Source organism: Acinetobacter sp. ANC 4654, assembly GCF_002135425.1.
GTDB lineage: Bacteria > Pseudomonadota > Gammaproteobacteria > Pseudomonadales > Moraxellaceae > Acinetobacter > Acinetobacter kyonggiensis.
Genome location: NZ_NEGL01000001.1, coordinates 302,849 through 321,137 on the forward strand (window position 1 = coordinate 302,849; position 18,289 = coordinate 321,137).

At 38.5% G+C, this 18,289-nt stretch carries 18 protein-coding genes and 3 tRNA genes; 12 read left to right on the top strand and 9 right to left on the bottom strand.

The window, feature by feature from the left end; all coding sequences use genetic code 11:
• Positions 1 to 126 precede the first annotated feature (126 nt).
• From B9T24_RS01490 to B9T24_RS01510, 5 genes are all read left to right on the top strand, one after another.
• Positions 127 to 753, top strand: a complete 627-nt coding sequence (locus B9T24_RS01490; RefSeq protein WP_004651484.1) for a superoxide dismutase — start codon at positions 127 to 129, stop codon at positions 751 to 753.
• Positions 754 to 911: 158 nt separating this feature from the next.
• A tRNA-Asn gene (locus B9T24_RS01495) sits at positions 912 to 987 on the top strand.
• Between the two features lie 5 nt (positions 988 to 992).
• A tRNA-Asn gene (locus B9T24_RS01500) sits at positions 993 to 1,068 on the top strand.
• A gap of 224 nt (positions 1,069 to 1,292) precedes the next feature.
• Positions 1,293 to 1,368 (top strand) — tRNA-Asn (locus tag B9T24_RS01505).
• Positions 1,369 to 1,431: 63 nt separating this feature from the next.
• The gene (locus tag B9T24_RS01510; RefSeq protein WP_086164565.1) at positions 1,432 to 1,902 is read left to right on the top strand and encodes a DUF2726 domain-containing protein; all 471 of its coding nucleotides are present in this window, start codon (positions 1,432 to 1,434) and stop codon (positions 1,900 to 1,902) included.
• Positions 1,903 to 1,937: 35 nt separating this feature from the next.
• Here B9T24_RS01510 and B9T24_RS01515 read toward each other — a convergent pair whose 3' ends face one another.
• The 5 genes from B9T24_RS01515 to glnA form a co-directional block, all read right to left on the bottom strand.
• Positions 1,938 to 3,233: a prolyl oligopeptidase family serine peptidase gene (locus B9T24_RS01515; RefSeq protein ID WP_086164182.1), complete on the bottom strand. Its 1,296-nt coding sequence runs from the start codon at positions 3,231 to 3,233 to the stop codon at positions 1,938 to 1,940.
• 276 nt (positions 3,234 to 3,509) lie between these two features.
• Positions 3,510 to 4,388, bottom strand: a complete 879-nt coding sequence (ubiA, locus tag B9T24_RS01520; protein WP_086164183.1) for a 4-hydroxybenzoate octaprenyltransferase — start codon at positions 4,386 to 4,388, stop codon at positions 3,510 to 3,512.
• An 18-nt stretch (positions 4,389 to 4,406) separates the two neighbouring features.
• On the bottom strand, positions 4,407 to 4,907 hold the full coding sequence (locus tag B9T24_RS01525) for a chorismate--pyruvate lyase family protein (protein ID WP_086164184.1): 501 nt from the start codon (positions 4,905 to 4,907) through the stop codon (positions 4,407 to 4,409).
• Between the two features lie 129 nt (positions 4,908 to 5,036).
• Positions 5,037 to 5,312, bottom strand: a complete 276-nt coding sequence (locus B9T24_RS01530; RefSeq protein WP_086164185.1) for a hypothetical protein — start codon at positions 5,310 to 5,312, stop codon at positions 5,037 to 5,039.
• Between the two features lie 91 nt (positions 5,313 to 5,403).
• Entirely contained in the window at positions 5,404 to 6,819 is a 1,416-nt protein-coding gene (gene glnA, locus B9T24_RS01535; protein WP_171065353.1) for a type I glutamate--ammonia ligase, read from the bottom strand.
• A gap of 964 nt (positions 6,820 to 7,783) precedes the next feature.
• On the opposite strand from glnA, the gene B9T24_RS01540 reads away from it, so the two are divergent.
• The 6 genes from B9T24_RS01540 (at position 7,784) to B9T24_RS01565 (ending at position 12,147) form a co-directional block, all read left to right on the top strand.
• Entirely contained in the window at positions 7,784 to 8,368 is a 585-nt protein-coding gene (locus B9T24_RS01540) for an anthranilate synthase component II (RefSeq protein ID WP_086164186.1), read from the top strand.
• 8 nt (positions 8,369 to 8,376) lie between these two features.
• The gene (gene trpD / locus B9T24_RS01545) at positions 8,377 to 9,423 is read left to right on the top strand and encodes an anthranilate phosphoribosyltransferase (protein ID WP_086164187.1); all 1,047 of its coding nucleotides are present in this window, start codon (positions 8,377 to 8,379) and stop codon (positions 9,421 to 9,423) included.
• A 21-nt stretch (positions 9,424 to 9,444) separates the two neighbouring features.
• A complete protein-coding gene (gene trpC / locus B9T24_RS01550; RefSeq protein WP_086164188.1) occupies positions 9,445 to 10,251 on the top strand; it encodes an indole-3-glycerol phosphate synthase TrpC in 807 nt (268 codons plus the stop codon).
• Positions 10,252 to 10,265: 14 nt separating this feature from the next.
• Positions 10,266 to 10,952 (top strand): Smr/MutS family protein, encoded by a 687-nt coding sequence (locus B9T24_RS01555; protein WP_086164189.1) that lies wholly within the window; start codon positions 10,266 to 10,268, stop codon positions 10,950 to 10,952.
• Positions 10,953 to 11,046: 94 nt separating this feature from the next.
• Positions 11,047 to 11,595 (top strand): GTP cyclohydrolase I FolE, encoded by a 549-nt coding sequence (folE, locus tag B9T24_RS01560; RefSeq protein ID WP_171065360.1) that lies wholly within the window; start codon positions 11,047 to 11,049, stop codon positions 11,593 to 11,595.
• Positions 11,596 to 11,769: 174 nt separating this feature from the next.
• The gene (locus tag B9T24_RS01565) at positions 11,770 to 12,147 is read left to right on the top strand and encodes a cupin domain-containing protein (protein ID WP_086164190.1); all 378 of its coding nucleotides are present in this window, start codon (positions 11,770 to 11,772) and stop codon (positions 12,145 to 12,147) included.
• 43 nt (positions 12,148 to 12,190) lie between these two features.
• Here the strand turns inward: B9T24_RS01565 and B9T24_RS01570 are convergent, their stop codons facing one another.
• The 4 genes from B9T24_RS01570 to hemE form a co-directional block, all read right to left on the bottom strand.
• A complete protein-coding gene (locus tag B9T24_RS01570) occupies positions 12,191 to 14,077 on the bottom strand; it encodes a DUF4105 domain-containing protein (protein ID WP_086164191.1) in 1,887 nt (628 codons plus the stop codon).
• A gap of 78 nt (positions 14,078 to 14,155) precedes the next feature.
• Positions 14,156 to 14,626 (bottom strand): DUF3015 family protein, encoded by a 471-nt coding sequence (locus B9T24_RS01575; protein ID WP_086164192.1) that lies wholly within the window; start codon positions 14,624 to 14,626, stop codon positions 14,156 to 14,158.
• A 127-nt stretch (positions 14,627 to 14,753) separates the two neighbouring features.
• Positions 14,754 to 15,575 carry a DUF817 family protein gene (locus B9T24_RS01580; protein WP_171264833.1) on the bottom strand — a complete coding sequence of 274 codons (822 nt, stop codon included), beginning with the start codon at positions 15,573 to 15,575 and terminating at the stop codon, positions 14,754 to 14,756.
• 38 nt (positions 15,576 to 15,613) lie between these two features.
• Positions 15,614 to 16,684, bottom strand: a complete 1,071-nt coding sequence (gene hemE / locus B9T24_RS01585; RefSeq protein WP_086164194.1) for a uroporphyrinogen decarboxylase — start codon at positions 16,682 to 16,684, stop codon at positions 15,614 to 15,616.
• Between the two features lie 202 nt (positions 16,685 to 16,886).
• Between hemE and B9T24_RS01590 the strand changes: the two genes are divergently transcribed.
• Complete coding sequence (locus B9T24_RS01590) at positions 16,887 to 18,116, top strand: L,D-transpeptidase family protein (RefSeq protein ID WP_086164195.1); 1,230 nt, start codon at positions 16,887 to 16,889, stop codon at positions 18,114 to 18,116.
• Positions 18,117 to 18,289 lie beyond the last annotated feature (173 nt).

Consider the following 18,289-nt stretch of genomic DNA (forward strand, 5'->3'; position numbering starts at 1 on the left):
TTATACATATAAATTCAGGCTTTATTCTGTATTGTTATTTATAAGCAATGCGCAATTTTCCCTAAGAATCTATTACAATAAAGCCACTTAATGTCAAAACCCAGCAAAATGCAAGGAATTGAAAACATGACAACGATTACTTTACCGGCACTTCCATACGGCTATGAAGATCTTGCTCCGCACATCAGCAAAGAAACTTTAGAATACCATCACGACAAACATCACAACACTTACGTTGTGAACTTGAATAACCTAATCAAAGGTACTGACCTTGAAGGTAAAACTTTAGAAGAAATCATTACAGCGACTGCTGGTGATGCAACTAAAGCGGGTGTATTCAATAACTCGGCTCAAGTTTGGAACCATACATTCTACTGGAACTGTATGGCTAAAAATGGTGGTGGTAAAGCAACTGGCGCTTTGGCTGCTAAAATTGATGAAGCTTTCGGTTCTTTTGAAAAATTTGCTGAAGAATTTGCTGCGGCTGCAACAACTCAATTCGGTTCAGGTTGGGCTTGGTTAGTTGCTGATAAAGTAAATGGCAACCTTTCTATCCTTAAAACATCAAATGCAGATACTCCACTTGCTCATGGTCAAGTTGCAGTACTCACAATTGACGTTTGGGAACATGCTTACTACATCGATTTCCGTAATGCACGTCCTGTTTATATCAAAACTTTCCTTGATAGCCTAGTAAACTGGGATTATGCAAATGCTAAATATGCGGGTCAAGCTGCTGGTGTTGAAAAATAAGTTTTTTATAAATTCTTATTTTTAGTCTAAAAAATCGTCCTTTATGGGCGATTTTTTTATTTTTAGCGCATTTCTGCATAATTATAAGACAAATGATTCATTTCTTTATCTTTACATGTTGACGAGCCAGACTTTCATCCCTAAAATGCGCGTCAGATTCTCCAATAGCTCAGTCGGTAGAGCGACGGACTGTTAATCCGCAGGTCCCTGGTTCGAGCCCAGGTTGGAGAGCCATCTATTCTTCCATAGCTCAGTTGGTAGAGCGACGGACTGTTAATCCGCAGGTCCCTGGTTCGAGCCCAGGTGGAAGAGCCAGATTCTAAAAAGCCCACTCATAATGAAGTGGGCTTTTTTTATATCCGTATTTATGAGCTATTCAATAAATAAGATCCACGCGCTCAACTTATCAAAACATAAGCATCAAAAGCACTAAATTTGACCAGAATGATGATAAAAAAAGCAGTTAAATCAACATTCAGCTTTTTTTATCAAAACTAACTTGACCAAAGCACTTTAGGTCAATAGAATCCGTTTCAGATTCTCCAATAGCTCAGTCGGTAGAGCGACGGACTGTTAATCCGCAGGTCCCTGGTTCGAGCCCAGGTTGGAGAGCCAAAATTCTAAAAACCCACTCTTTTGAGTGGGTTTTTTCTTATCTCATTAAAAGACACAAATATTGTGGTTAATTTAAGCCAAATTACATTTTTAATTATTGGGTGTATTGCAAGCCTTGCCATACTCATCATCATCAATCTTGAAAAAATTAAATTTAAACGTGACACTCAAATTAGCAGTACTAAAAAAGAATATTACGCTAAGCCTGTCATTAGTAATTTTGAAATTAAAATGTTTGAACGCTTAAAGAAAGCTTGCCCAGAGCATCATGTTTTAGCACAGGTCGCCTTTAGCGCATTAATGACCAGTAACTACATGGCAACACGAAATAAATTTAATCGGAAAGTAACTGATTTTGTCATCTTAAACCACCATCTTGATGTGGTGTGTATTATTGAATTAGATGATCCAAGTCATGTGGGCAAAGAAGATGAAGATGCAAAACGTGATGCAATGCTACAAGAAGCTGGCTACACCGTAATCAGATACACCAGCATCCCCACTGTTCGCCAACTTCAAAAAGATATTCATTAAAAAAAGGAGCCAAAGCTCCTTTTTTTAATTCCTATTTATTTTGCTGGCATATATTGCTGAATAAATGCCACTAACTCTGGATTCTTTTTAACAATCGCTTCAGTATGTGTTGCATCGAGAACGGGTAAAAATTTCACGTTTGTACCTTGCGCTAACATCGCTTTATACATTGCTTCAGTCACAGGATATGGAACACTCATATCCGCAGTACCCTGAATAATCAAAATTGGTTTATCAATTTTCACCGTTGCAGGCTGACTTTCCTTCAAAAATTTCTGTATTTGAGCACTTGCATAAAACTTATCTTTATTCAAACCAGGATAATCTAATAAACCCTTAGTTGGATTTTCCGTTAAGAATGCCACAATATCTTTGGTAAAGTGGTAGCGTAAACCATCTTCAGGATGGTTAGTTGGATCAGAACTACTTAAACACAAACCATTATCACCTGTTGTTCCTTCTGCTAGTGCCGCAATATTTTGTGAACGTACATCGTTAAAAATTTCGCGATAATCAAAACGAGGATCAGAAGCTTTAATCCCGACAGCAGCAAATGCAGCATAGCTTAATAATGTAGCATAGGCACCAATTGAGCCCTGTTCGCGTTCAGCCAATGTCTTACCAGCTTTCAGCTCTTGAGTTTCAGCATCTAACAAAGCTGTAGGTGCTACGTTAAATATAATCTTATCCAAACTTGATGCTGGTGCCCCTGCTACTGCACCTTTATAGTTTAAGTCTGTATTCGCATATTGCGCTGTTCCCAATGATGCCTGTCCACCTTGTGATTGACCAGCAGACATCCATTGTTTATTCAAAGTATTACCATAATGATCTTGTGCCGCTTTCACCGCTGCTATCGCTGATTTAGCTTCACTTTCAAGATGTAAATACGGATGAATACCAGCAGTACCCATTCCCTCATAATCAGGCGCAACAATCACATAGCCAGCAGCTAAAAGACTTTTTGCTAAAGGATCTTTAAAATTAGTACCTAAAATATTATTTGTTGGCGCACAACCATCTGCCACACCCAATGTTCCATGCTCCCACACCACAACTCGATAACCATCTTTTGGTTGAGCAACAGTAGGAAATAAGACCATCGCAGTTGCTTTTGCGGTCTTACCTTGTACATTCACCATGTTATAAGTCATAACTTTGATAGATGCAGCTTCTTGCAAACTTTTATCAAATACGTAATTTTTTTCAGAAATAAACGTCTGACTTGGCGTTACCCCAACGTAATCATCATTATTATCATTACAAGCTGTTAAAAAGAAAAGTGTAGAGCAGCTCATCGCCAACAATGATCTTTTAAGTATATGCTTCATTTTAACATCCTATTTTTGTTAGTTTTATGCTCTCTCCTTGAGAGCTATGTAATAAAAACACAATTCAACATATAAGACCATATTAAAGCTAAGTTATTAAATTAAAATATTTTTATTTAATAACTTCTATTCTGTGAATAGTTACAAATATTAAGAAAATTGATTGATGAATTGCTCATTTTAATTCGCAAGATGCCCTAACACTAAGACAATTTCAAAAATATAAAAGAATAAAAAAAGCATCTGGCTAGGATGCTTTTTACCAAAGATTCAAATTCATAGAAGTGAAACAAATATACCTAAAAAAATAATTACACCAATCCAACGGTTATGACGGAATGCCCAAAAACAACGTTGCGGATCTCGGTCATTGGTTTTTATCCATTGATAAATAAAATCAGCAATAACTACAAATAAGGCAATTAATCCATAAGGAAATAATAAATTTTCTAAATATAAGGCACAGCCAATCAATAACACACTCATCGCTTGTAACATTGAAATAATTTCAATGTCATATCGACCAAATAAAATCGCTGTAGATTTCACACCAATTTTTAAATCATATTCACGGTCAGTAATAGCATATTGAGTGTCATAAGCCACAGTCCACGCCAAATTACCAAAATAGAGTAACCAACAGGTTAAATCTAGGGGCTTGCCCATGGCCGTAAATGACATCGGAATTCCCCAAGAAAAAGCCATACCCAATACCACCTGTGGCAGGTGCGTATAACGCTTCATAAATGGGTAAATAAATGCAAGTAATAAGCCACCCAGAGCACAATAAAATGTTGCGATAGGTAGAAAAAATAAGGTACAAGCACTTGCTACAATTAATGCCATAAATACCCAGACAGCCTCTTTAGCTGAAATAACCCCTGTCGCCAATGGACGGTTTTTAGTTCTTTCTACTTGCCCGTCTACTTTACGATCAGCAAAATCATTAATAGCACAACCAGCAGCGCGCATGAAGATCGTACCCAATACCATCGCAATCAATATGGTGAGATTTGGAATCCCTTCTGCCGCAATCCATAATGCCCACATGGTTGGCCAAAAAACCAATTCCGTTCCAATCGGCTTATCAAAACGACATAAATAATAATATGCTGCTAAACGCTCACGCCATGTAGTTTGTTGCGCAATGTCCATGACTATCCTTAACTTACGTTACTGTTTAATATTTTGCTGAATAAATTGCTCAAATGCAGACAAAAAAGTTTCTTGAACAATAAATTTACAACCATGCCAAGTATAGCAACTTTGCCGCGTCCAACCATCTTCAAGCAGAATGACACGACGTTGACACTGCGGATTAGTGCGTTGAAATAGGAACCATCCTATGGGCTTTTTACCAATATGCTGAAATATCCGTGCTTTTGCTTGCAGACTTAAAATAGGAAAGATACTTTTTGCTTTGACCCAAGGCTGCGCTTCACAGCCATACAGATAGCTTTCACGTACCCATGACGTATGCCAATGTGGCATTTGCATCCATTGTGCATCGCTAAAATTAAGACGTTTAAAATGTTCTTTAATAGGTTTAACCCTAAACTCACCATCCGCTAAATCTGTAAGCTGTTGTGTTAACGAACCTGACGCATATAACCATGTTTTTAATTCAGGAGAAAGTTGCGCATTCTGTACGTTACATGCCTGCTTATTTCGCATATACCCATTACTCTTTGAAGATGATTTTTTTGAATATCATTTACTGTAACTAAATTGATTCATGCTTTTGTCACGGCCTCGCCTAAATAAATTATGTTCATTTATCCAAAGCGACAAAATACCAAAGCATCAGCACTTATCCGTTTTTGCAATCACTTCAAATTTACCACTGGCTGTTTTGTGTAAAATTAAACCCTCAGAACTTAGAAAAAAATGTTCAGGATAAGCATAATCTAAAGCCAATGCTGGATTTTTTAAACCAATGAATTCAGCCTGCTTATACCCTTCAGCTGTTCGCCCAAGCTCCAAGTAAATAACCGTGGAAAAATTCATTTTAAAACCTTTACTATGATCTTTAACATCAACCCAAGGATAAAAGCTGGTTTCTTTTTTACGTTGTGCCATAAGTTTTCATAAAATTTTCTAATTCAAAAGCAATGATACAAAAAAACCCGCTACATGAGCGGGTTTCTTTTTGCTTAAATTCGCGTACGAATTACAAGCTGTAGTACATATCAAATTCAACTGGATGCGTTGTCGTGTTCAAACGACGAACTTCTTCAGTTTTAACTTCGATATACGCATTAAGCATATCTTTAGTGAACACGCCACCTTTTAATAGGTAGTCATGGTCAGCTTCAAGCGCTTCAAGTGCCATATCTAAGCTATGTGCAACTGTAGGGATTTTCGCCTCTTCTTCAGGAGGAAGATCATACAAGTTTTTGTCAGCAGCTTCACCCGGATGGATTTTATTTTGAATACCATCTAGACCAGCCATTAACAATGCCGCGAAACCTAAGTACGGGTTCATCATTGGATCTGGGAAACGCGCTTCAATACGTTTGCCTTTAGGGCTAGAAACGTAAGGAATACGAATAGACGCTGAACGGTTACGAGCCGAATATGCAAGCATAATTGGCGCTTCGTAATGTGGCACTAAACGCTTGTACGAGTTAGTCGATGGGTTGGTAATTGCATTTAACGAGCGAGCATGCTTAATCACACCACCAATGAAGTACAATGCCATTTCTGAAAGGCCTGCATATTCATCACCAGCAAACAAGTTCTTGCCATCTTTAGAGATCGACATATGAACATGCATACCAGAGCCATTATCGCCAACCATTGGTTTAGGCATAAAGGTAGCAGTTTTTGCATATTGGTGCGCAACGTTCCAAACAGCATATTTAAACTGTTGTACTTCGTCCGCTTTACGAACCATCGTGTTGAAGCTCACACCAATTTCTAATTGGCAAGATGCAACTTCATGGTGATGTACTTCTACACGACCAGGGCCCATGATGTCTTCAATTTTTGCACACATTTCTGCACGCATATCATGTGAAGAATCTACTGGTGGAACTGGGAAGTAACCGCCTTTAACACGTGGACGGTGACCAGAGTTACCGCCTTCGTAGTCTTTGTTTGTTGACCAAGCAGCTTCTTCTGCGATTAATGTATGGCGCGCGCCAGACATATCGATTTCCCATTTAACTTCGTCAAATACGAAGAATTCTGGTTCAGGACCGAAGAATGCAGTATCACCAATACCTGTTGATTTTAAGTATTCTTCTGCACGGCGAGCGATTGAGCGTGGATCACGTTCATAACCTTGACCAGTAGATGGCTCGATTACATCACAAGTTACAACAACTGTCGCTTCAGCAAAGAACGGGTCAAGGAAACATGTTTCAGCATCTGGACGTAAAATCATGTCCGAAGCTTCAATGCCTTTCCAACCTGTAATTGAAGAACCGTCAAACATTTTACCGTCTTCAAATGTATCTTCGTCAATCGTATCTGCTGGGTAAGTTACGTGCTGCTCTTTACCCTTAGTATCAGTAAAGCGAAAATCGACCCATTTTGCGCCACTTTCTTGGATGAGTTGAAGGACCTTGTTCGCCATGCTCATTTTGCTCCGATGATTTTTTGTTGCACCTGCTAAGTGCGTGTTAGTAGTTGGTATCTATTAAGCAATTCTCATACCAACTTTTAAAAACAAAGATAAAATATTGAATTCTTTATCAGAATAGAAGATTTAACCACTTTGATTTGAGGCTATTATACTGTGTGAAAATGTAAATGCACCATATTCAAACACTCTTCATTACTTTTGATTAAAAAGTTTCTTTCAATGTATCAAAATGGTGCGAATTTATTTTTAAACCGTGTAAAAGATCCTTTTTTCGAGCTATTTAACTTTAAAGTAGCCTCTTTATTTCAAAATCAATCCTTAAAATTTATTTTTATGCCATGTTGATGATTTAATTGCTGAATATTTCAGCCATTAAATATAAATTAATAAAAATAAATTTACTTTGATCAAATTATTAGCGGGTTATTGTGGTGCTATTTTATGCTTTTACATTAAATATGCAAATATTTCACTCGACCAAACAATTCAAACTCTATGCGCTATTTTGGTGACAAGAGTTCTAACCCTCATTCCATTTGATAAATGTACACCGATAAAGCCAATCTTCAACCATTTAAACTTCAATATAAAAACTTACTTATAGTTAGTCTATTACTTAAAGTTAAAAATATTTTACTCTAAACTGCCTTTTAAAGCTGAATAAAACCCTTATATTATTTAAGCTTATTTTAGGTTTTAGCAATCTAAATGATTAAAATTGATGCAGCATAACATGCGAATAAAGCAGTTTATTCCTCTGCTGAGATCCCTCTAAAATCATTATCATGGAAATAGTTCAGCCGAAAATGCTTATTTTTTGCTATGATTATTCACACTCCATTTTTTACTTATTTTAAAGCCCCTCATTTATATCAGGTCAGCTCTTAAAAAATAAGCACAATGTGAGTATTCTTGGACTATTCGAGCACATACACGTGCATAAATTTCAACAGGTTAGCTCATGCTTTTAATGATCGACAACTATGACTCTTTTACCTACAACATCGTGCAATATTTTGGCGAGTTAAATCAGGAAGTAAAAGTCGTCCGTAATGATGCCGTGACCTTGGAAGATATTGAGCGATGGCAACCAAAGTACCTCGTGATTGGTCCTGGTCCTTGCTCGCCTTCTGAAGCTGGTATTTCCATTCCTGCTATTCAGCATTTTGCAGGAAAAATTCCATTACTGGGTGTATGTTTAGGTCATCAAGCGATTGGTCAAGCCTTTGGCGGTGAGATTGTTCGCGCAAAAACCGTTATGCATGGTCGTTTGTCTGACATGTATCACAGTAACAAAGGTATTTTTAGCAATCTGCCTTCTCCTTTTTCTGCAACACGCTATCACTCTTTGGTGATTGATCAAGCAACTTTGCCAGAATGTTTAGAAGTCACCTGCTGGACCAATGAAGCCAATGGCACGATGGAAGAAATCATGGGTGTAAAACATAAGACATTGCCTGTAGAAGGCGTGCAGTTCCACCCTGAATCAATTTTGAGCCAACATGGTCATCAAATCTTCCAAAACTTCTTAGAAATTTATGCATAGTGAACACAATGAATATTCAACAAGCTTTAAATAATATTACCAAACAGATTCACCTGACTCAGCCACAAATGGAAGATGTGATGCGAGCAATCATGTCTGGTGAAGCAACTGATGCACAAATTGGCGCGCTAATGATGGGCTTACGTCTTAAAGGCGAAAGTATTGATGAAATTACCGCTGCTGCACGTATTATGCGTGAATTTGCCATCAAAATTGATGTCAGCGATATTCCCTATTTAGTCGATATTGTGGGTACAGGTGGCGATGGTCAAAACCTATTTAATGTCTCAACAGCAGCCAGTTTTGTAATTGCAGCGGCTGGTGCAACCATTGCCAAGCATGGTAACCGCGGTGTATCAACCAAATCAGGTTCATCTGACCTATTAGAAAAGGCCGGTATTAATCTTGATTTAAATATGCAGCAAACTGAACGCTGTATCCGTGAAATGGGGGTTGGTTTCTTATTTGCACCGAACCATCATAAAGCCATGAAATATGCTGTTGGCCCTCGCCGTGAATTAGGTATTCGCAGTATTTTCAATCTACTTGGCCCGCTTACGAATCCGGCTGGAGTAAAACGCTTAGTGATTGGTGTGTTCTCGAATGAACTTTGTCGCCCGATTGCTGAAGTGATGAAACAACTTGGTGCTGAACATGTCATGGTGGTTCACTCTAAAGATGGACTGGATGAAATCAGTCTTGCATCGCCAACCTATGTGGCCGAACTTAAAAATGGTGAAATCACAGAATGGATGATTACACCAGAAGAGGTTGATATTGAATCCCAAACATTAACGGGTTTAATTGTTGATGGTTCTGCTGAAAGTCTAGCTTTAATTAAAGATGCTTTAGGTAAAAAGAAATCAGCCATTGGTGAGAAAGCAGCAAATATGCTTGCGCTGAATGCTGGCGCAGGGATCTACGTTTCTGGTCTAACCAATGACTATAAACAGGGTGTTGCTTTAGCCCATGATATTATTTATGGCGGACAAGCTTTAGAAAAAATGAGCGTTTTGTCTGAATTTACCAAAACACTCAAAGAATATGAAGCTTAAACAGATACAGGAATAACAATCATGGTAGATATCGCAAATACAATTTTAGGTAAAATTGTTGACCGTAAATACGAAGAATTTGCTGCACGTTTAAAACAACGTAGCTTAAAAGATGTCGAAGAGCTGGCAAAGGCTGCGACAGCTGTACGTGGTTTTGCCGATGCTTTAAATGCGAAACGCCCAGCGGTGATTGCAGAAATTAAAAAAGCATCACCTTCTAAAGGGATTATTCGTGAAAACTTTAATCCTGCTGAAATTGCTCAGCAATATGAACAAGCAGGTGCAGCCTGTTTATCTGTTCTGACGGATGTGGATTTTTTCCAAGGTGCCGATGAAAACATTGCCATTGCCCGTCAACATTGTTCCCTTCCTGCACTGCGTAAAGACTTCTTAATTGATCCTTATGGTGTGATTGAAGCACGTGCATTGCATGCGGACTGCGTGCTTTTAATTGTAGCCAGCCTTTCGGATCAGCAACTTGAAGAAATGTCGAAAACAGCATTTGAACAGAATTTAGATGTACTGGTTGAAGTGCATGATGAAGCTGAACTTGAACGTGCGATGAAACTTTCAGAGCTTTGTTTATTGGGTGTCAATAACCGTAATTTAAAAACCTTTGAAGTCGATCTCAATATATCACTACGTTTGAAAAAATTACTCGGGCCTTCACGTCTTTTAATCACTGAAAGCGGTATTGCAACGCCAGAAGATGTTCGCCTGATGCAGGAAAATAATATTCATGCTTTCCTTGTTGGTGAAAGTTTTATGAAACAACCCCGTCCAGATCATGCATTTACTGCATTATTTGGTCAGCCACAAACCGTATAAAAGTTATAGATGCTATGAGTAAACATGATTCTTCGCTTTCTAAAGATCAGTTTAATTTACTGAAAGCCTTTAAAAAACAAATGACCCATCCTCATTCAAGTGCGATTGCAAAGCAAGCTGAAGTGAAGGCTCCAATTGTACAAGAAGAACTGGATGATTTCGATTTGTTCCAGAAGTCGATGCAAGGTGTCCAAAAAATGGATAGCAGTAATATTGCACCGATTGAAAAGAACAAAAAGAAAAAGCTGGATAGCCAAACTTTGGCAAAACGTGCGGCTGCAACTGGCCCGATGGAAATGGACAATGCAGAGCTTTCAGATACGCAAGCCATGCTCAATCCCGTTGCCAGTCAAGCCACCTTAAACTATCGTATTGCGACTTTGCAGCACAAAGTTTTTGAAGATTTAAAAGCAGGTAATTTACGTTGGTTTGAAGCGGTTGACCTGCATGGTTGTACCGTTGAAGATGCGCGTTTTGCCGTATTACAGATCATTCAAATGGCAAAAGATGAAAATCAAAATGTCATTAAAATTGTGCATGGCAAGGGTCCTGAAGCCATTTTGAAAACCTATGTCAATGGCTGGCTACGTCAACATCGTGATGTTTTAGCTTTTGTCAGTGCGCCAGAGAAACAAGGTGGCACAGGTGCTGTTTTAGTTTTACTCAAACGCAGCGAAAAAAACCCTAAATTTAAACAGTAATCGGAATTTTTCCCGAAAACAGGGCATTGTAACGGTTTTCTGCTACAATGCCGTCCTTGTTCAATATCAGTGTAAGTGAACACGTCTTATGTCTATGCAGCAATCCTACGCCAATATTTTAACTGCCGTTGGTGAAGATCTTAATCGTCCAGGTCTGAAAGACACACCTATGCGTGCTGCTAAAGCTTTTTCGTATTTAACGTCTGGTTATAGCAAAACTCTAGAAGAAGTGACCAATAATGCGGTCTTCCCTTCCGATAACCATGAAATGGTGTTAGTGAAAAACATTGAGTTTTATTCACTTTGCGAACACCATTTACTGCCATTTTATGGCCGTGTGCATATTGCTTATTTACCTGAAGGTAATGTTTTAGGCTTGTCTAAATTTGCCCGTATTACCGAAATGTTTGCCCGTCGTTTGCAAATTCAGGAACAGTTAACGCAGCAAATTGCTGAAGCTGTGGCTGAAGTCACCAAAGCACGTGGCGTCGCAGTCGTGATTGATTCTGCACATATGTGTATGATGATGCGCGGTGTCGGTAAACAAGAATCTACGACACGTACTGTTTCTTTTGTGGGTGACTTTAAAACCAACAAAGAAGAGCGTCGTGAATTCTTAAGTGCAGTGCCTGAAAATTATTGATCGCAATACATAACCAAGCTTCACCCAAGCTTGGTTATTCTAACGCCATGTTCTTGATTAAATATACTCACTTTGACACTCACTCCCCCCTTTCAACTTTCATCATCATTTACTGTATATATAGATTTTCTATTATAATAAAACTCAAATTTAAGCATCTGTACCACTATATCTATGTCATCTATTCCAGTATCCCAAGCAATCTTGCTGCCTAGCTCAGATTTAACACAATACGAAGTCACGATAGATTACCCTCGCCCTGATCGTTTAGTCACAGGAAATCCCGAGCGTTTAACCTATAGTCAGTATGAACACCCTCATATGAGTTGTGGAATTTGGCACTGTCAGGTAGGTGCATGGAATATTCAATTTGCTAAAAATAAACAGGAATTTTTTCAAGTAATTGAAGGTATTGTGCGTATACATGATGCAAAAACGAGTTCATTCATTGAAGTCATTGCGGGAAATGCAGGCATTATTCCACCTGCATTTGTAGGGACATTTGAAGTGATTGAAGCCGTGAAAAAATATTATGTGATTGTTGAAGTTTGATCAGTAAAACTTGTTTTGGTTGGGTACATTGGGCTGATCAAGCCTAGAAAAATCGCACATAACCCAAACTGGCTTTATTCCAATCCTTGCCATCTTGTTGCTGATATTGCCAACCAATGCGCAAGGTATTTTGATTGTTGAGTATATATTGAAATTGTGTATTCAACTTTAATTGCCATTGGTGTGAGTCTTGCCAATACGGTAATTCAACTTGCAACAAACTATTGATTTTATCCGTCCAAATATTTTGGCAACCTAGAGTTGGCCCTATACCCACACGCCAACCTTGCTCTAATGCCTTGCCTGCCTGAATATGATTTTGCAGTTGGGCATAACATAAATGTTCACGCTCTTTGTCCGCATAGCTATAGCCCATTTGAACTTTTAAATTACTCACGCCATGTTGTTCCTGTTCGCTAAACTCACCGGCTTTATTCAGTGCTTCTTGCTGCCAGCCCAAATTAAAACCCCAAGTCAGTGGCATTTTAAATGGCGTAATCGGGTTATAAGAATTCACTGACAGAAAATCAAAATGATTCAACTTCAATTCATCATTACGGTATTGAATGGAGCCATCCCAGAACAATAACTGCGTACCCACGCGAAAGCCCGCTTGCGGATCAAGCAAATCGTGATAGGCTTGACGGTGTCCAATTTCAACGAATTTCTTACCTTGAATCTCACCAACATTGACTGAAAAATTACGTGCATCATGTGACTGTGTCGGATCATCTTTAGGTCGTTTAGGTGGTTGGCGTTGTTTTTCTAAATCAATTTGACTACGTAAACTCAATAACTGGCGCAATCGTGGCTGTGCAAAACTCGGCTCCACTTTGCGCCCTGTAAATTGTAAATATAAGTCGTCATAAGCCATTTCTAGAATTTTAGCTTGCTCTAAAGCTGGATATTTTTCCAAAACCAGCGGCATATCTTTCATTTCAGAAAAAGCAACTTCATGTGCTGCTTGAGCAAGAATCTGACCATGCTGTTTCGCTTGCGCCAATAACTGTGTTTCTAAAGCAGGACGATAAACAATCTCTTTGACTAAACCTTGCTGTTCAATGGCTTTAATGGTTTCAATGGGTATTGCCGCCACGTTAAAATGTTCAGATAAATTAAGCTCTGGACGAACCAAATCAATTAAACCCAATAAACGATAAGCACAATTATCACTGACGAAATAATAGGGAAAACTGACATGTTTCATTTCCCAAATATGTTCAACTAAAAACTGCGTTTCTTGCGGGCTTAAATTTAATTCATACTCCCATAAATCACGGCTTTCCAAATCACCATATTCTTTCACTTTACGATAATACGGCATGAGGGAATATTCACCAGGATACTGCCCCGTTAAACCTTTCCATGCAAAAGACCAGCCTTCGCTATCTGTCACTGTTGCTGCATAATTCACAGCATAAGAGACTAAATTGAGTTGTTTTTGATCTTTAGGATCTAAACGCAATAAGGTGTGTCCAAACATGGAACTAGGATTACCCATAAAATCGGTTGCATAGATGAGCGTGGCTTTATAAGGTTTAATTTGCCCCATCCAATCATCTAATTCTGGACAAACAACTGTAGGTAAGTCTTGTTGCTGAATATGCAGCTGTTGCATTAACCAATGACTACGTGCAGGAAAGCGACAACGTACCGATTGATTGGCTTCAGCGGGTTGAAATAGGGCTTGAATATTGGCCTGTAACTCTTTTTTGAGCTGTGTTTGACCTTCAGGTGCAAGAAAATAACCTGAATAACCAACGTCACTTTGACCTTTTTCATTGGCATACATCAGCCTTTGCCAAGTGATGTTCTGCTGTAATTTTTGCTGTTCTGCTTGATCTAAATAAGGTTGAATAATTTGAGAGGTCGTTGCTGAATAAGCAACAGTTGAAGAAATTAAAGTAAACAATAACGCGATGGATTTCATTCAAATCTTTTATTTATGATTTATTTAAATTTAAGAAAAAAAACCCCATCTAAGTGACAGGGTTTAAATATTCAACAATTATACGTAGGCTTTAAGCACGTCATCTTTTGCCATTACCGCTTGTAACGCAGCCAAAACTTGTAAAGAGTCTTGATTATTGGCTGAATAAATTTCAGAGAAGTTTTGTTTAGATACTGCAAAGAAACGTGATTTGTCTTGTGATTGAATGTTAAGCAGTTCAGCCAATACATTTAAGCTTTCGCCCTGACCTACGGCCATATCACGCGCTAAAGATTCAGCATTTTCATTGGTAAACGTCACCGCTTGTGCAGTTACTGTACCTGTACCACTACAGCCGAGTGTACCAAAAGTGATACCGAATAATTGGTTTGCAAATAAACCATTTGTCGTTGCAGCCAGAATTTTAGGTACTTTACCAGATTGACCTGCCCAAACTTGTGAACCAATACCACAACCTACATCTTTATCTGCAAATGCAGCGCTGGAACCGAGTGCGACAACTGCAACTAAAGCTAATTTTTTCAACATGGTTATTTCTCCAGAAATTATTATCCGAGTATTTTTAATTATTTCTAATTGCGTAATTTTTATTACACCTTTGTAAGATAGCCATATCTTTATCATAACGCAAAACAATTTACACCAAAGTTAGTGATTACTTATTAACCACTTCAAATTCATCATTTTTTAACTTCCATATCCCTTCTGCACTACGCTGACCTAATATCTTTAACACTAAAACCAGACTTAAAAGCAACAATAAATACCATGAACCTAACTTACCCCAACCCACCATATGCCATGCATCGACCTGACTCGGATACAACCAAATTTTATAAAAAGTACTGATATTTTCAGCAATCCAAATAATAAAAGCCAAAATTGTCAGCACTGGTAACATTGGCAGTGTGATCTGATGTTGCTGTAGTTGAAAGTGAATTTTGGTTTTCCAAAAAATGATGACACTCCATGTGAACAGCAACAATCGGATATCAGCAACAAAAAACTTACTCATAAAATTAATATAAGAAAGCACCGCCAAACAGATCATATTGAAAAAACTCGGAAGCTTTTCAAATGACACCTGATATAACCGTAATGAACGTGCAAAAAAACTGCCCACTGCCGAATACATAAATCCTGCAAATAATGGAACAGTCAAAATTTTAAAGATGGCTGGTTGTGGATACTGCCATGAGGCGATCTGCGGGTGGGTCAAGAAAATTTCCATGACCATAGCCATAATATGAAACAAAGCAATTACTTTCGCTTCTGCCCAAGATTCTAACTTCAAATACACTAGGCAAACTTGAATGATTAAGGCATAAAAAAGTAAGTAGTCATAACGAAAAAAACCATAAAACTCTTGGCTGCCCATAGATGCCGTGAATGCAAATGCAACAAGAAGTAAAATCCCAAATAAGGCAGCCGAAGCTGCCTTAAATGAGAACTCAAAACATGATTTAAAAAGACTGATCAAGGTTGAATCCTAAAAATGAGTTGACTCATATATCATTAAAGATATTTGGCACTATATTCATGCACCGTATCAATAAATACTTTAGGATTTGCAGGATCGACCCACTGGGTAATACCATGACCTAAGTTGGCAATATAACCCGTTTTTTCACCACCAGCATAAGCATCATCCAGCATGGCTTTAGTCGCTTTTTCAATGGATGCTGGCGTGCCATATAAAGTGGCTGGGTCTAAGTTACCTTGTAAAGCTACACGGCCATTCACCGTTTGACGAGCCACATGCAGCGGTGTCGTCCAATCTAAACCTAAGGCATCTGCACCGATTGCAACCATTGGTTCTAGCCACTGACCGCCACCTTTAGTGAATAAAATTACGGGAACTTTTCGACCCTCTTTTTCACGTTGTAAACCTGCAACAATTTTTTGCATATAATTAAGTGAAAATTCAATATATTCACGGTGTGCCAAAGCCCCACCCCAACTGTCAAAAATTTGTACCGCTTGTGCGCCAGCATCAATTTGCGCATTTAAATAATCAATCACCGCAATCGCCAATCGATCAAGCAAAGCATGTAACACTTCTGGCTGGCTATACATCATATGTTTGGTATAACGGAAATCCTTACTTGAACCCCCTTCAACCATATATGTTGCAAGTGTCCACGGACTGCCTGAAAAACCAATCAGTGGCACTTGTCCACCCAATGCAGAACGAATTGTTGTTACCGCATTCATGACATAATCAAGATCTGATTTGGCATTAAAATTTGGTAAATTCGCTACATCTTGTTCTGTACGAATGGTTTTGTGAAATTTCGGTCCTTCACCTGCCTCAAAATACAAACCCAAGCCCAAAGCATCAGGCACGGTTAAAATATCTGAAAATAAAATAGCAGCGTCCAAGTCATAACGGCGTAAAGGCTGTAATGTCACTTCACATGCAAAGTCATTATTTTTACATAAGGAAAGAAAATCGCCTGCTTTGGCACGTGTTTCACGATATTCAGGCAAATAACGCCCTGCTTGACGCATCATCCAAACTGGTGTGGTATCTACTGGCTCACGTAATAAAGCACGTAGAAAACGATCATTTTTTAGAGCCGTCATTTCTTTCCCATCTCATTTTTAATCTTCGAACCATCATAACAAAAAGGTCGAAAATTTAATAACTTCTAACGCATCTAAAAATCAATCATGCTTAAGGTAAAATAATTTTTACACAAAAGAACTACTGCATCTCCTCATTTTTTCTGCAATACTTGTGTCGTTTTATCAAATTGTTAATGAATAATTCTTAAGGTTGAATTACATGTTCGTTCGCACATTACTCGCTATGAGTTTAAGTTGCATTATTGCGGGTACAGCATTTGCCGCACCTATCGCGGAACAACCATTAAATCCTAAAAAGATTGCTGATACTGCGGTTCAAGACCCGATTGATCCACTTGCGACTAATGCCGCATCAAGTGCTCAAAGCACGGCTGAAACCCAGATTACACAACAAGAACAACAAGACTTAAATAAGGCTTCAAAAACCTTACAAGATCTTGAAAAATCTGAAGATGATACAGCTGCCATCGGTGCAGCACCGAGTGCAAGTACGGCAACTCCTTCTAATACCACAGTGGCTAAAGCATCTTGGACACTTGATGGTTTAAACAATGCCAACTGGTATGAAAATATTGGTAAAGGTCAATTCCCTGTTTATGCACGTGCGCATGTCATGCTCAATAATGCACATGCTTCACCTGGTGCTATTGATGGCTCAAGTGGTAAAAACACCCTAAAAGCAATTGCGTCGTTCCAACAAATCAATGGCATTAAACCAACAGGTACGTTAACGCAAGAAACTTGGAATGCATTAATTGCTAAACAAGGGTCTAAACCTGCATTTATTGAATACACCATTACCGATGCTGATTTAAAAGGCCCTTATGCAGCCTCGATTCCGCATGATTATGCCTTACAAGCCAAAATGAAAGGCTTGTACTACACGCGTGTAACTGAAATGCTTGGTGAAAAGTTCCATATGGATGAAGACTTTTTGAAAAAGTTAAATCCAAAAGCGACTTTCAAAAAAGCGGGTGAAAAAATTATTGTTGCCAACATCCGCAACGAAGTCCCTGAAGACATTCATCTGATTGTTGCGCATAAAGGTGCTAAACAGCTGTATTTGTTTAACAGCCGTAATCAAATGATTGGCTCGTTCCCTGCGACCATTGGTAGTTCTGACACGCCATCACCAACAGGTACTTATAAAGTTACGGGGGTAGCACCAAACCCATGGTATAGCTATTCGCCAAGCAACTTTATTCAAGGCAACAACAAAAAGCCACTATCCTTACCACCAGGTCCTAATGCTCCTGTAGGTAACATTTGGATTGGTTTAAGCAAAAAATCGTTTGGTATTCATGGTACACCGAATCCATCGGCAATCTCTAAAACGGCTTCACATGGTTGTATCCGTTTAACCAACTGGGATGCCAACGATTTGGGTAAAAAAGTAAAATCTGGCGTAACGGTTAAGTTCTTAGAATAAATTTAGCTTTATTTTCAACTTTCAGCATAAAAAAAACCTACTTTAAAGTAGGTTTTTTTTATGCGCTGATCTTTAATCAATTCATTTACAAGCATCGTTCTAAAAACAAAACAATATGTTGCTTTTTCACTATTTCATCCCACCTATCCAAAGATTAAAATTACGTCATTGAA